A 12904-nucleotide genomic window follows, 5' to 3' on the forward strand; every position below is an offset into this window, starting at 1 on the left:
GAATGCAAAAATGTATCCACAATCATATACGCTGGGGGCGACAGGCCGCGAGCGCGGCCCGCGCGTGCCCTACAATCGCCGCCATGTCCGATCACGTCCGCCCCATCGACCTGCCCGCGCCAGACGACCTGGCCCGGATGTTGGGTTCGCGCCTGCCCGCCTTCCAAGACATCGCCTGGACCGCCAGCACCGGCTCGACCAACGCCGACCTGCTGGCGCGCGTCCGCACGGGCGCGGGCGCCGGCAAGCCCTGGCTGCTGGGCACCCATCTGCAGGAAACCGGCCGCGGCCGCGCCGGCCGTCCCTGGCAGAACCGGGTGGGCGCGGCGCTGATGTTCTCGTGCGCTTTCGACGTGCACCTGCCCGCCGCGCAGCTGCCCGCCCTGTCGCCCTTGGCCGGCCTGGCGGCCTGCGAGGCGCTACGCGCCGTGGCGGGCCCTGGCGCCGATGGCCTCTGCATGAAATGGCCCAACGACATACAGTGGCACGACGCCAAGCTGGCCGGCGTGCTGGTCGAGACCACCCGCAACCCCGGTGGCCGCGAAACGGGCTATACGGTCGTCATCGGCATGGGCGTGAACCTGGTCGACGCCGACGCCTTGTCGCAGGCGCTGGACCGTCAGGTCGCCGACTGGACCGGCGTCACCCGCCACGCCCCTGGCCACGCCGCCACCGCCGCCGACCTGGTGTGCGCCGCGGCAAACGCCTGGCACGAGGCCGTTCGCGCCCTCGAACGCGACGGCTTCGCCGCCTTCTCGCAACGCTTCGACCAGGTGGACGCGCTTGCCGGCCGCGCGATCAACGTGCTGGACAAGGGCGACGTGATCCTCAGCGGCACCGCCTGTGGCGTCGATGGCCAGGGCCGCCTGCTGGTGCAAACGCCCCAGGGCGCCATGCCGATCTCGGTCGGTGAAATCTCGATTCGACGCCAAGCATGATCATCCTCATCGACTCCGGCAACAGCCGCCTCAAAGTGGGTTGGCTGGATCCCAGCAGCCCGGACATGCCGCGCGAGCCGGCCGCCGTCGCCTTCGACGGCCTGGACCTGGACGCCCTGGACCGCTGGCTCGCCGCCCTGCCGCAACGGCCGTCGCGTGCGCTGGGCGTGAACGTGGCCGGCGCCGAGCGTGGCGCCGCCATCTCCGCCATCCTGCAACGCCATGGCTGCGCGGTGACCTGGGCCTCCTCGCAGGCCACCACCCTGGGACTGGTCAACCGCTACAAGACGCCGTCACAATTGGGCGCGGACCGCTGGGCCTCGCTGCTGGGCGTGCTGTCGCGCCTGCCCGGCGCCCATCCGCCCTTCCTGCTGGCCAGCTTCGGCACCGCCACCACCATCGATACCGTGGGGCCGGACAACGTCTTCGCCGGCGGCCTGATCCTGCCTGGCCCGGCGATGATGCGCAACGCGCTGGCGCACGGCACCGCCAACCTGCCGATCGCGGAAGGCCAGGTGGTGCCCTATCCCACCGACACGCATGAAGCCATCGCCTCCGGCATCGCCGCCGCACAGGCCGGCGCGGTGGTGCGGCAGTGGCTCGCGGGCCGCCAGCGCTACGGCCAGACGCCGCAGATCTTCGCCGCCGGCGGCGGCTGGCCGGAAGTGCACCAGGAGATCGAACGTCTCCTGGCCGACGCCGGCGGCGCGTTCGGCGCCGCGCCGGTGCCGATCTACCTGAACCACCCCGTTCTGGATGGGCTGGCCGCCATCGCGCGCGCCAATCCGGCAGCGGGCGCCTGACACCGACGAGGCCGCGCCATGCGAGTGCTCTTCATCCTGATCCTGCTGGCCAACCTGGGCGTCTACGCCCTCGGCCAAGGCTGGCTGGGCGTGCGCCCGGAAGACGAAGGGCGCGACACGCGCCGCTTCAGCCAGGAACTGAACCCCGGCGCCGTTACGCTGGTACCGCGCAAACCCGCCTGAGGCGCTTGGCGGGCGCGGACCTTACCGCAACCAGGGCGCCAGCGCGTCCATGGTCCGCGCGGTGGCGCCCGCATGGCTGGCGAACCAGGCCTGCGCCGCGTCACCGGCCGCCTGCCGCGCAATGGGGTCGGCCAGCAGCGCCAGCGCGGCCGCCACGGCCCGCTCCGGATCCGGCTGGCGTTGCGCCGCGCCCGCCTCGATGGCATCGCTGGCGGCCTGCTGGAAATTGAAGGTGTGTGGCCCGACGATGACCGGCACGCCGGCCGCGCAGGCTTCGATCAGGTTCTGCCCACCCAGCGGCGCGAAACTGCCGGCCACCACGGCCACATCGGCGGCGGCGTAATAGAAAGCCATCTCCCCCAGCGTGTCTCCCAGCAACACGGTCGTGCGCGGCTCCGGCTCCTGGCCTGTCGACCGCCGAACATAAGGCAGGCCGGCCTGTTCCAGCAACGCGGCGGCCTCGTCGAAACGCTGTGGATGGCGCGGGATCAACAGGAACAGAGGCCCACCGGGCGTGCCCGCGAGACGCTTGAGGGCCGCGATGAAGGGCCCGTCCTCGCCTTCGCGGGTACTGGCCAGGGCGACCACCGGCCGGCCCAGGCGCGCGCGCCAGGCCTGCCCCTCCCGCACCCGGTCCTGGGGCAGAGACAGATCGAACTTCAAATTGCCGGAGACGGCCGGCTGCGGCGCGCCAGCCCGGGCCAGCCGCTCGGCGTCAGGCGCGGTCTGGGCCAGCACCAAGTCCAGGCCGGCCAGCGCCTCGCGCATGACTCCGCCCATGCGTCCCGCCTGCCGCAGCGACGACTCCGAGAACCGAGCGCTCACCAGCGCCATCGGCACGCCTGCGCGCCGCGCCGCGGCCAGCAGGTTGGGCCAGATCTCGCGTTCGATGAGGATGCCGCAGCGCGGCCTGGCCGCGGCCAGGAAGCGGCGCGTGGCGCCCGGAAAATCGTAGGGCAGCCAGGCCTGCCGCAACTGGCCGCGGGCGATGGCATCGGCGAACAGGCGCGCGCCTTCGGCCCGGCCGGTGGCGGTGATGTGAGTCAGCAGCACCGGCAGGCCGCGATCGAGCAAGGCCTGCAGCAGCGGCTGCGCGGCACGCGTCTCGCCCAGGCTGACGGCGTGCACCCACACCGGGCCTTCGATCGCTGCGGTAGCCCCGGTTTTGCCGGGCGCAAAGCGGTCCGGCACGGTCGCGCCCGATACAGCCCGCCCGAATCGCTCGGGCGAGAAGATTCCCCATTCACCCCCGGCCCGCCTGGCGCGACGCGCCATCCACAGCCACACCAGGGGCGCCAGCGCCCGCAACCCCAGCGTGTAGACGGTGCGGTTCATCAGCGCGCGGCCAGCGCCTGCTCCACCGACGCCATGACAGCTTCGCGCGACGGCGAGGCGCCGCGGTCGCCCAGGCTGGCGGTGTAGTTCGAACCGACCAGCGGCGTGCGCACCGGCGTGGAAGCGCGGTAGATGCCGATGGTGGGACGGCCCAGCGCGGCCGACAGGTGGGTCAGGCCGCTGTCCAGGCCGACCATCAGGCGCGCCCCGGCCAGCAGCCGGGCAACCGAGGTCAGGTCCATTCGGGGCATGACTTCGACGTCTTCCATGCCCGCGACCAGCAGGCGGGCACGCTCGGCTTCCTGGTCATTGCCGGCCAGCAGCTTGAGCGCACAGCCGGCGTCAAGCAAACGGCGGAACACGGCGCGCCAGTCATCTTCAGGCCACAGCTTGTCGTCCCGGCTGGCCGACGGCATGATCACCGCGTAACCGCGGTCGGGGTCCAGGTGATGCAACCGGGGAAACTCGTTCACATTCAGGCCCGCGCTGCCCACTTCGACTGAGGGCTCCACATCCTGACTGGCCTGACGCACAAATGACTGCAAACCGAAATCCGGCAAGCCAGCATGCTGGTAGCCAAAGGTCAGGCCCGCCAGCTTGCGTTGGCGAATCACGGCGGGCTGCCAGAACTCCACCCGGTGACGCACGTTGTAGAACAGGGACGCCAAGGGTTCACGCGCCGAACGCCAGTCAAGTCCGTGACGCACGCCGCGCGCCTGGCGCACCAGCCACGCGGACTTAAGCAGTGCCTGCATATCGAGCACGATGTCATACTGCACCGAGCGCAACCGTTCGCGCAATACGCGTCGTTCCGCCCGCACCTGCGCCGACCACCAAGATTTTCTCCAGCGCCGGTGTGCGACCGGGATGATCTCCTTGACCGCGGGATGCCATGATGGGATCTCCGCAAACGCCTCTTCGACCACCCAATCTATCTGCGCGTCGGGGACGTGCCTGGCGATATCCGTAATAGCCGGCAGCATATGGACGAGGTCGCCCAGGGAGGAGGTGCGGACAATGAGAATTCGTGTGGGCATGGGCAGGATTCGTGCTGGGCGCCCCATCGGACGACAAGGGCTGGCACCGATCAACGCAGCCCGCACTGTACAACAACATTGGCTGGTATCGCGATGCGCGGCCGGCGTGCGGAACTGGGCCGCGCTGTCAACGGAATTCCGCCGATATCAATGGCGCTTGCGCTTTTTGACGATCATCCACTTCGGCATGCGGAAAAGCACCAATTTACGATACAGGACGATATAGGTTGCCGAGAATACGGCCGTGAACAACATAAGAATATAGGGCTGTTGCCAGAACAACACGGCGGGGATGACCGCCAGCGACGAAAGCAACCACAGATAGGGTGACGTCATGGAGTTGCGCTGCGTCTGGTGGCGCATTTCACGCGAGCCGATCGCCCACCGCACCAGGCGCTTGTAGATCAGCATATGCAGGTGCACGCCATCCGGTGCGCCGGGGGAACGCCCTCGCAGCCATTTTTTCCGGTATATCGAAAACAAAGTCTCGAACACTGGATAAATACACAGAAGCAGCGGAAACCATGCGGATACCTGCGGATGCCTTGCCAGCATCAACACCGACAATTCACCGATGATGAATCCGAGAAAATAGGCACCACCATCGCCTAGGAAGATGTGTCCGCGGGGATAGTTCCACACCAGGAATCCGATAACGCCACCCAAGGTGCTGAGCGCCACGATAAGCAAGAAGCGATCGCCCAGATAAAACGACACATACGCAAATCCGGCCAAAATCATTGCGGATACCACGGCGGCCAGGCCGTTATAGCCGTCGATAATGTTGATCGCATTCGCTGCCCCCCCGATCGCCACCGAGGTGAATATCAGGGACACGACCCCGAACTGCAGCAGCCAGTCGACGCCAATAATATCGACGCGCGTTACCGCGGCCCCCAGCAAGTAATAGGCGACTACGCCGGACAGCATCGCCAGACCGAGCCGGACCAACACTCGCACCTGTTTCGTCAAGTCTTCGGCAAAACCACCTAGAAATGCCGGCATGCCCGCAGCCAGCAACAGCACCATGCTGACAAGCACCTCGGGTTCTCGTATCGCCACCAATATACAGGTGACGCCACTGGCCACGAGCAGTGACAGCCCCCCAATGCGGGGAACCGGGGCCGAATGATACTTCTGGACGCCATTCAGGTCGTGATCGGCCGTCAGGCCATCATGCCACGAACGGTAGCGAACGATCAGCAAGGTCGAGATGAGCGAAACCAGAAACGCTACAAGAACGTACAACATGGAAAAGCACGCCGGAATGGAGAATTGGCGCGATTGTAGCGTCACATCCCCCCCGAAAGAGGAGGACAAAATTGCTGATCATGCGAAGGGATGACGAGGGTGCTCGTCCCCAAGTAGCCAAACCCATCAATTGAGCACAGAATATACCTACAACTCTTCTACAAGGAGACAGCCATGCGCATAGCCGATGCCCAATGGATTCCTGCAACGCAGCACCAGACATGGGATGCGCTGACAGACCCGGAAGTGTTGAAGAAGTGCATCCCAGGTTGCGTGGAAGTCGTCCTGCGCAGTCCCACCGAATACGCTGTCACTTTGCGGGCCAAGGTCGCAGGCATAGATACCGACTACGAAGGCGAGATCCTGATGTCGGACACCAATGCCCCTAACAGTTGCACGCTTGTGTTCGAAGGCAAAGGACGCGCCGCATGCCTGGCGATAGGCACAGCACAGGTCAACCTCAGCACCAAGGATCAAGGCACCCGTGTCGCCTACACCGTGGCTGGCATGGCTGGCGGCAAGCTCGCTGAATGCGGCGAAGGCCTGCTATTGAAAGCAGGCGACAAGATCATCCAGAAATTCTTTACCGCCTTCATTGACCACATGGCGGCCCAGCCCCGCCTTGCGCCGCCCCCGCCGCCCCCGGAACCGGAACCGCGCGGCCTGTCGAATTCGCGTTGGTCGTGGGCACTGGTCGTGTTGGTCATCGCGGTGTTCTGGAGCTACCACGCCTTCTACAAGTAAAAACCCTAGTGGGCCGGTGATATGCTTGGCGGCATGAATCCGCCCCCCTCACCGACCCAACCTGCCGTCCCCGCGCATTCCCGCCGCGACCTGCTGATGGCCATGGCGGGGGTATCCGCCACCGTCGTGCTGGCGGCATTCGATTCCACCATCATCAGCACCACCTTGCCACGCGTGGCTGAGGCCCTCGACGGCATGTCCCTGTATGCCTGGGTGGGCACCGGCTACCTGCTGGCCACTGCTGCATCGATCCTGATCTTCGGTCGCCTGGGCGACATGTTTGGCCGCAAGCCGTTGATGTTGGTGTCGGTCCTGATCATCGCCTTGGGCTCCATCGCCTGCGGCCTGTCGCAATCCATGACGCAGTTGATCGTATTCCGCTCGCTGCAAGGCATCGGCGGCGGCATGATGATCGCGACCGCGTTCGCGGCACCTGCCGACCTGTTCCCCGACGCCAAACAACGCGTACGCTGGATGGCGCTGGTATCCGCCGCGTTCGCCATGGCGAGTGGAATCGGCCCGGTACTGGGCGGCGCAGTGACACAGGCCATGGGCTGGCGCGCCGCATTCTTCATTTCCCCGGTCGCGGCGGCCATCACGCTCTTCCTGCTCGCGCGCTATTTCCCTCGGATCCGGCCACTGCACAATGAAAGCCGCAAGATCGACTGGCTTGGCGCCATACTGCTGGTGGTCGCGGTGGGTGCACCCCTGGCGGCCCTGGAACTGGCCTTCGCCAGCGGCGACCACGCCCACCCCTTGGTGGGACTGGCCCTCGCCGTTGCTGGCGCGCTAGCCATCGCCGCCTTGATTCCCATCGAACGCCGCGTCGCATCCCCGATATTTCCGCTGCGTGTACTGGCGGCCTGGGAATCACGGTTGCTGAATCTCGCCGCCATGATGGTGGGCGCCGTCATGTTCGTCCTGATCTTCTACAGCCCGCTGCTGCTGCAACAAGTGCTCGGCTACACCCCCAGCGAGGCAGGTCTGCTGCTGACACCGCTGGTGGCCGCGATTTCGGTCGGCAGCATCATCAATGGCCGGCTGTTCCCGCGGCAGACCGAACCCCAGCGCCTGATGGTATTCGGCGGTGGCCTGTTGGCGACCGGTTCACTGATGGTGCTGCTGATCTCCCCGGGTACCTCGGCCTGGTGGATCCTGGCGGCCTTCTTCGTCAACGGTTGCGCGCTGGGCTTCCTGCTGCCCAACCTGACCCTGTTCATGCAGATGCTGAGCGAACGCCGCGACGTCGGCGTGGCTTCGGCGCTCGTCCAGACCACACGCGCCATCGGCAGCGCGCTGGGAACCGCGGTCGTCGGCATCCTGATTTCGCACAGCAATGTATTAAACGGAGTGCGCACCGGCCTGGTGCTGTGTATCGTCCTGTCCCTGGCCTGTGCGCTGCTGGCGCACCGGGTCAAGATGAAGAATCTGGCCACGAGCCGGAAGCCGACGTGAACCGGGACTGAACGCATGCGCCAACGCGATCTGCTGGACCTTCTTTTGCTGGCCGCCGTCTGGGGCGGCTCTTTTTTGTTCATGCGCCTGGCGGTGGCGGACTTCGGTCCGGTTGCGCTGATCGAACTGCGCGTGGGCCTGGCGGCGCTGTTCCTGCTGCCGATCGCGCTGTGGCGGGGCAGATTGCGCCTCATTCGCCAACATTGGAAATCGCTGCTGGTGGTTGGCACGCTCAACGCGGCGGTGCCCTTCCTGCTGTATGCCTACGCGGCGCAGTCGCTCGGCGCCGGATTCCTGTCCGTGGCGAACGCCGTCACCCCGATCTGGGGCGCGGTCGTGGGCTGGCTGTGGTTCAAGGACCGCCTGCCCTGGATGCGGTCGCTCGGCCTGATGATCGGCCTGGTCGGTATCATCGTGCTGGTCTGGGACAAACTGCACTTCCAGGACGGCGGCACCGGTCCTGCCGTGATTGCCGCGATTTCCGCGCCCATCTTCTACGGTATCGCCGCCAACTGGACCAAGCGCTTCCTGAACGGCGTGGACGCCTTGGCCAATGCCACGGGCAGCATGATCGCCGCCTCGCTGGTCCTGCTGCCGCTGGCGATCTCCGCCTGGCCCGAAACGCCCGCGTCAGGCTCCGCCTGGATCGCCACCATCCTGCTGGCGATCGTCTGCACCGGCGCGGCCTATATCGTGTTCTTCCGGCTGATCGCCAATGTCGGCCCCACCGGCGCCGTCAGCGTCACCTTCCTGGTGCCGATCTTTGGCGTCGTCTGGGGCGCCTGGTTCCTGGACGAAGCCATCACGCCATCCATCGGCGCCGGCGCCGCCATCATCCTGGTCGGCACGGCCCTGGCCCTGGGGCTGCTGAAAAAGCGCGCCTGAGGCGGCGCGCTTCAATACTTATCCGACGTCCCCGTCAACGCCACCCCGATCCGCAGCAACGTATACGACATCGCATCCACCCACCGCCGCACCCACCCCCGCCGCTGATATTCCAGCGGACGGATGAAGCGCCCGCCTTCCTGGATCGCCGCTTCCAGCCGCTCCTGCAGGTCCCAGGCAAACGGCTGGTCGTCGACCACCACATTGGCCTCGCGCGCCAGCAGCAGGCTGAACGGATCCAGGTTGGACGAGCCGACCGTGGCGACGTTGTCGATCACCGCCACCTTGGCATGCAGATAGCTTGGCATGTACTCATAGATCTCGATGCCATCGCGCAGCAGCTGGTCGTACAGCGAGCGCGTGGCGTGGTACTGCATGCGGTATTCGACCTTGCCCTGCAGTAGCAGCCGCACGCGCACGCCGCGCGCGGCGGCCTTGGCCAGGGCGCGGCGAAACTGGCGGCCGGGAAAGAAATAGGCGTTGGCGATGAGGATGTCGCGCCGCGCCTGGGTAATGCCATACAGGTAGGCGCGTTCGAAGGTCTGGCGAAAGCGCAGGTTGTCCCGCAGCACCAGCGCGGCGCGCAGGGTGCCACAGGGCGCCACCGGCGCGTGGCTGGGCTTGGTCAGCCGCATGCGGTTCCAGTCGCGCGGATGGCGCCGCAGACGCGCCCAGTTCAGGCGCACCCACAGCAGGTCCTGCGCGTACGCCGCCTCTGTCACCAGCGGGCCGCGCACCTGGACCGCGAAATCGAAGCGCGGCGCCGAGATGCCGTCGGTGGGATCGAGATCGTCATAATCGTCGATGATGTTGATGCCGCCGATGAAGGCGACGCTGCCATCGACGATGGTGACCTTGCGGTGCAGGCGCCTCAGGCGGCTGCGCGAGGGAATGAACTTCGCGAACCAGCGCGGCTCGGGACGGAAGATGCGGCATTGCGCCCCCGCGCTGGTCAAGCGCTCACGCAGGGTATCCGCGGTTTCGGCCGCGCCGAAGCCATCGAGCACCACGCGCACCTTGACGCCGCGTGCGGCCGCCGCCGTCAGACAGTCCAGCACCTTCACGCCGGTGCGGTCCAGCATGAAGATGTAGGTTTCCAGATGCACGCTGGATTGCGCCGCATCGATCGCCTGGCACAGCGCCGGAAAGAAGTCGGTGCCGTTCTGCAGCAGCCGGATGTCGTTGCCGTCGGTCCACTCCAGCCTGACCTGCTCGGCCTTCACGGGAGTTCCAGCTCGGCCAGCAAGGGGGAATGATCGGACAGCCGCGCCCATTCGCGGCCGCGCAGCACGCGCGCGCTGCGCACGGCGAAGCCGCGCTGGTAGATGCGGTCCAGGCGGAACCAGGGAAACACGGCGGGAAAGGTGCGCGGCGGCGGCAGCAACAGGGGCGAATTGCCGTCCATGCCCAGCTGATTGGTGCGTTCCAGCACGGACACGCCGCTGTTGGGCAGGCCGCGCAGGGCGTTGCTCAGGCGCTTGACCGAATCGCGCAAGCGCGGCAATTCGCCGCCATGACTGCGCGGGGCGTGCGAAAACACCTCGTACAGGCCCAACTGCTGCACGAACAGCGGCGCCAGCCGGTCGCCCCAGTCGTTGAAATCGCCCGCGATCAGGATCGGTTCGCCATCGGGCACCATGCGCCGGATGCGCTCGGTCAGCGCCAGGATCTGGCGGCTGCGGCTGCCGGCGAACAGGCCCAGGTGCACCACGAAGCAATGCACCGCCCGGCCGTCGAGTTCGATGGTCGCGTGCAGCAGCCCGCGCTGCTCCAGGCGATGATCGGAGATGTCCTGGTTTTCGTGATCGAGGATGGGAAAGCGCGACAACAGGGCGTTGCCGTGGTCCGTGGCGCTGCGGATCGCGTTGCGGCCGTAGGCCACGTCCAGCTTGAGCGCGGCGGCCAGCGACTCGTGCTGGGCGTCGAGCAGCGATTTCTGCTCGTTGCGGCCCTGCACTTCCTGCAGGAAGACCAGGTCGGGGCGCAGGCCGTAAAGGCCCAGGCGCAGTTCGTTCAACGAGTCGCGACGACCCAGCGCCGAGCGACCTTTATGGATGTTGTAGCTGACGACACGAATGAGCGACATGGAGGAGATGGCGCCTTCTCAAGACAGTGAAACCGCCAACCGAGGCCCACAAAAAAGAAGCGTCCCGGCAAGCACCGCCAACCCAGGCGGCGTTTGCCAGATTACTCCAATTCCATGAACCCTTCCCACCTCGGAGACACCCTGAAACGGCCGTGACCGGCCCCGGCCGCGGTTCAGAGGCGCATCAGCTCAGCCGAAGCCGCGCGTCCGGGATGCCTCCCAAGCCAGACACATACAGGGCAGCCAGAAAAAAAGCCGCGAGCCCGACACAGCGCCCCCCAAGCCAGGCCGCCGGGATCCGGCTCCGCCGGTCCCGCGCGGCGCCCCCTTGAGGGGGAGCGCCGCAGGCGCTCGGGGGTGGGCCTACTTCGGCTCTGCGTTGCGCAGGCGGATATGCAGCTCGCGCAGTTGCTTCTCGTCGACTTCCGACGGCGCCTGGGTCAGCAGATCCTGCGCGCGCTGGGTCTTCGGGAAAGCGATCACGTCGCGGATCGATTCGGCGCCGGTCATCATCGTGACGATGCGGTCCAGGCCGAAGGCGATGCCGCCGTGCGGAGGCGCGCCGTACTGCAGCGCGTCCAGCAGGTAGCCAAACTTCTCGCGGGCTTCCTCGGCGCCGATCTTGAGCGCGCGGAACACCTTGCTCTGCACTTCCTCGCGGTGGATACGGACCGAGCCGCCGCCGATTTCCCAGCCGTTCAGGACCATGTCGTAGGCCTTGGCGAACGCCTTGCTGGGATCGGTCTCGAGGAAGTCCTCGTGGCCGTCCTTGGGGCTGGTGAACGGGTGATGGGCGGCGGTGTAGCGGCCGTCTTCCTCGTCGTATTCGAACATCGGGAAGTCGACCACCCACAGCGGCATCCAGCCCGCGGTGAACAGGCCGGTCTTCTTGCCGAATTCGCTGTGGCCGATCTTCACGCGCAGCGCGCCGATGGCGTCGTTGACGACCTTCTCGCGGTCGGCGCCGAAGAAGATGATGTCGCCGTCCTGCGCGCCGGTGCGCTTGACCAGTTCGGCCAGGGCGGCGTCATGCAGGTTCTTGACGATGGGCGATTGCAGGCCGTCGCGGCCCTTGGCCACTTCGTTGACCTTGATGTAGGCCAGGCCCTTGGCGCCGTAGATGCCGACGAACTGGGTGTAGGCGTCGATCTCACTGCGCGACATCTCGGCGCCGCCGGGCACGCGCAGGGCGACCACGCGGCTGCCGGGCGCCGTGGCGGCGGCGGCGAACACCTTGAAGTCCACGTCGCGCATGACGTCGGTCATATCGGTGAATTCGAGCTGCACGCGCAGGTCGGGCTTGTCCGAGCCGTAGCGACGCATCGCTTCGGTCCAGGTCATGATGGGGAATGGGTTGGCCAGGTCGACGCCCTGCACCACCTTGAACACGTGGCGGATCATGTTCTCGAAGATCTCGCGGATCTCGAGCTCGTTCAGGAACGAGGTTTCGCAGTCGATCTGGGTGAATTCCGGCTGGCGGTCGGCGCGCAGGTCTTCGTCGCGGAAGCACTTGGTGATCTGGTAGTAGCGGTCAAAGCCCGACACCATCAGCATCTGCTTGAACAGCTGCGGCGATTGCGGCAGCGCGAAGAAGTGGCCGGCGTTGACGCGCGAGGGCACCAGGTAGTCGCGCGCGCCTTCCGGCGTGCTCTTGGCCAGCATCGGGGTTTCGATGTCGATGAAGCCCAGCTGGTCCAGGAACTTGCGGGTTTCGATCGAGACGCGGTAGCGCAGCATCAGGTTGCGCTGCATCTGCGGGCGGCGCAGGTCCAGCACGCGATGCGTCAGGCGGGTGGTTTCCGACAGGTTGTCGTCGTCCAGCTGGAACGGCGGCGTGACCGACGCGTTCAGGATCTCGACTTCCTTGCACAGCACTTCGATCTCGCCCGAGGCCAGCTCGGCATTGGCGGTGCCCGCCGGACGCTCGCGCACCAGGCCGGTGACGCGGATGCAGAATTCGTTGCGCAGGCGCTCGGCGGTGGCGAAGGCGGCGTTATCCGGATCGAACACGATCTGCGCCAGGCCCGCGCGGTCGCGCAAGTCGATGAAGATGACCCCGCCGTGGTCGCGGCGGCGGTTCACCCAGCCATACAGGGTGACGGTCTGGCCGAGATGGTCGCGGCAAACCTGGCCGGTGTAGCAGGTACGCATCGGGATAACTCCGTTGTGTGCTTGGTAGTAGCGTAA

12 protein-coding genes are annotated in these 12904 nt (G+C 66.5%); 6 read left to right on the forward strand and 6 right to left on the reverse strand.

Annotated elements, in window-relative coordinates; genetic code table 11:
* The first annotated feature begins 83 nt into the window (after positions 1–83).
* Genes AruCF_RS28130 through AruCF_RS29615 form a run of 3 tightly spaced genes read left to right on the forward strand, consistent with a single transcriptional unit; the run spans position 84 to position 1924 of the window.
* Positions 84–938 (forward strand): biotin--[acetyl-CoA-carboxylase] ligase, encoded by an 855-nt coding sequence (locus AruCF_RS28130; protein WP_049077135.1) that lies wholly within the window; start codon positions 84–86, stop codon positions 936–938.
* Positions 935–1741 carry a type III pantothenate kinase gene (locus AruCF_RS28135; RefSeq protein ID WP_049077138.1) on the forward strand — a complete coding sequence of 269 codons (807 nt, stop codon included), beginning with the start codon at positions 935–937 and terminating at the stop codon, positions 1739–1741. The genes AruCF_RS28130 and AruCF_RS28135 overlap by 4 nt, the downstream gene beginning before the upstream one ends.
* 18 nt (positions 1742–1759) lie before the next feature.
* Positions 1760–1924, forward strand: coding sequence for a hypothetical protein (locus AruCF_RS29615; RefSeq protein WP_167352803.1), 165 nt, complete (start codon positions 1760–1762; stop codon positions 1922–1924).
* A 21-nt stretch (positions 1925–1945) separates the two neighbouring features.
* On the opposite strand, the gene AruCF_RS28140 is transcribed toward AruCF_RS29615, so the two are convergent.
* From AruCF_RS28140 to AruCF_RS28150, 3 genes are all read right to left on the reverse strand, one after another.
* Complete coding sequence (locus AruCF_RS28140; protein ID WP_063568516.1) at positions 1946–3259, reverse strand: 3-deoxy-D-manno-octulosonic acid transferase; 1314 nt, start codon at positions 3257–3259, stop codon at positions 1946–1948.
* A complete protein-coding gene (waaC, locus tag AruCF_RS28145) occupies positions 3259–4296 on the reverse strand; it encodes a lipopolysaccharide heptosyltransferase I (protein WP_049077140.1) in 1038 nt (345 codons plus the stop codon). The genes AruCF_RS28140 and waaC overlap by 1 nt, the downstream gene beginning before the upstream one ends.
* Positions 4297–4443: 147 nt before the next feature.
* Positions 4444–5547 (reverse strand): MraY family glycosyltransferase, encoded by a 1104-nt coding sequence (locus AruCF_RS28150; RefSeq protein WP_049077141.1) that lies wholly within the window; start codon positions 5545–5547, stop codon positions 4444–4446.
* 174 nt (positions 5548–5721) lie between these two features.
* On the opposite strand from AruCF_RS28150, the gene AruCF_RS28155 reads away from it, so the two are divergent.
* The 3 genes from AruCF_RS28155 (at position 5722) to AruCF_RS28165 (ending at position 8631) form a co-directional block, all read left to right on the forward strand.
* Positions 5722–6291 carry an SRPBCC family protein gene (locus AruCF_RS28155; RefSeq protein WP_049077142.1) on the forward strand — a complete coding sequence of 190 codons (570 nt, stop codon included), beginning with the start codon at positions 5722–5724 and terminating at the stop codon, positions 6289–6291.
* A gap of 96 nt (positions 6292–6387) precedes the next feature.
* Positions 6388–7746 (forward strand): MFS transporter, encoded by a 1359-nt coding sequence (locus AruCF_RS28160; RefSeq protein WP_049078202.1) that lies wholly within the window; start codon positions 6388–6390, stop codon positions 7744–7746.
* 15 nt (positions 7747–7761) lie between these two features.
* Positions 7762–8631, forward strand: coding sequence for a DMT family transporter (locus AruCF_RS28165; protein ID WP_049077144.1), 870 nt, complete (start codon positions 7762–7764; stop codon positions 8629–8631).
* Positions 8632–8642: 11 nt separating this feature from the next.
* Here AruCF_RS28165 and clsB read toward each other — a convergent pair whose 3' ends face one another.
* The 3 genes from clsB to aspS all read right to left on the reverse strand — a co-directional run bounded on the left by clsB (position 8643) and on the right by aspS (position 12868).
* A complete protein-coding gene (clsB, locus tag AruCF_RS28170) occupies positions 8643–9854 on the reverse strand; it encodes a cardiolipin synthase ClsB (RefSeq protein ID WP_049077146.1) in 1212 nt (403 codons plus the stop codon).
* On the reverse strand, positions 9851–10717 hold the full coding sequence (locus AruCF_RS28175) for an endonuclease/exonuclease/phosphatase family protein (RefSeq protein WP_049077149.1): 867 nt from the start codon (positions 10715–10717) through the stop codon (positions 9851–9853). The genes clsB and AruCF_RS28175 overlap by 4 nt, the downstream gene beginning before the upstream one ends.
* Positions 10718–11080: 363 nt before the next feature.
* On the reverse strand, positions 11081–12868 hold the full coding sequence (gene aspS / locus AruCF_RS28180) for an aspartate--tRNA ligase (protein ID WP_049077151.1): 1788 nt from the start codon (positions 12866–12868) through the stop codon (positions 11081–11083).
* Between the last annotated feature and the right edge of the window lie 36 nt (positions 12869–12904).

This window comes from Achromobacter ruhlandii (assembly GCF_002082135.1).
Taxonomy (GTDB): domain Bacteria; phylum Pseudomonadota; class Gammaproteobacteria; order Burkholderiales; family Burkholderiaceae_B; genus Achromobacter; species Achromobacter ruhlandii.

Coding starts and splice junctions, on each gene's coding strand:
- waaC (WP_049077140.1), bottom strand. CDS start 4,296: ATGCCCACACGAATTCTCATTGTCCGCACCTCCTCCCTGGGCGACCTC.
- AruCF_RS28140 (WP_063568516.1), bottom strand. CDS start 3,259: ATGAACCGCACCGTCTACACGCTGGGGTTGCGGGCGCTGGCGCCCCTG.
- AruCF_RS28150 (WP_049077141.1), bottom strand. CDS start 5,547: ATGTTGTACGTTCTTGTAGCGTTTCTGGTTTCGCTCATCTCGACCTTG.
- AruCF_RS28155 (WP_049077142.1), top strand. CDS start 5,722: ATGCGCATAGCCGATGCCCAATGGATTCCTGCAACGCAGCACCAGACA.
- AruCF_RS28160 (WP_049078202.1), top strand. CDS start 6,388: ATGGCCATGGCGGGGGTATCCGCCACCGTCGTGCTGGCGGCATTCGAT.
- AruCF_RS28135 (WP_049077138.1), top strand. CDS start 935: ATGATCATCCTCATCGACTCCGGCAACAGCCGCCTCAAAGTGGGTTGG.
- AruCF_RS29615 (WP_167352803.1), top strand. CDS start 1,760: ATGCGAGTGCTCTTCATCCTGATCCTGCTGGCCAACCTGGGCGTCTAC.
- AruCF_RS28175 (WP_049077149.1), bottom strand. CDS start 10,717: ATGTCGCTCATTCGTGTCGTCAGCTACAACATCCATAAAGGTCGCTCG.
- AruCF_RS28165 (WP_049077144.1), top strand. CDS start 7,762: ATGCGCCAACGCGATCTGCTGGACCTTCTTTTGCTGGCCGCCGTCTGG.
- AruCF_RS28130 (WP_049077135.1), top strand. CDS start 84: ATGTCCGATCACGTCCGCCCCATCGACCTGCCCGCGCCAGACGACCTG.
- aspS (WP_049077151.1), bottom strand. CDS start 12,868: ATGCGTACCTGCTACACCGGCCAGGTTTGCCGCGACCATCTCGGCCAG.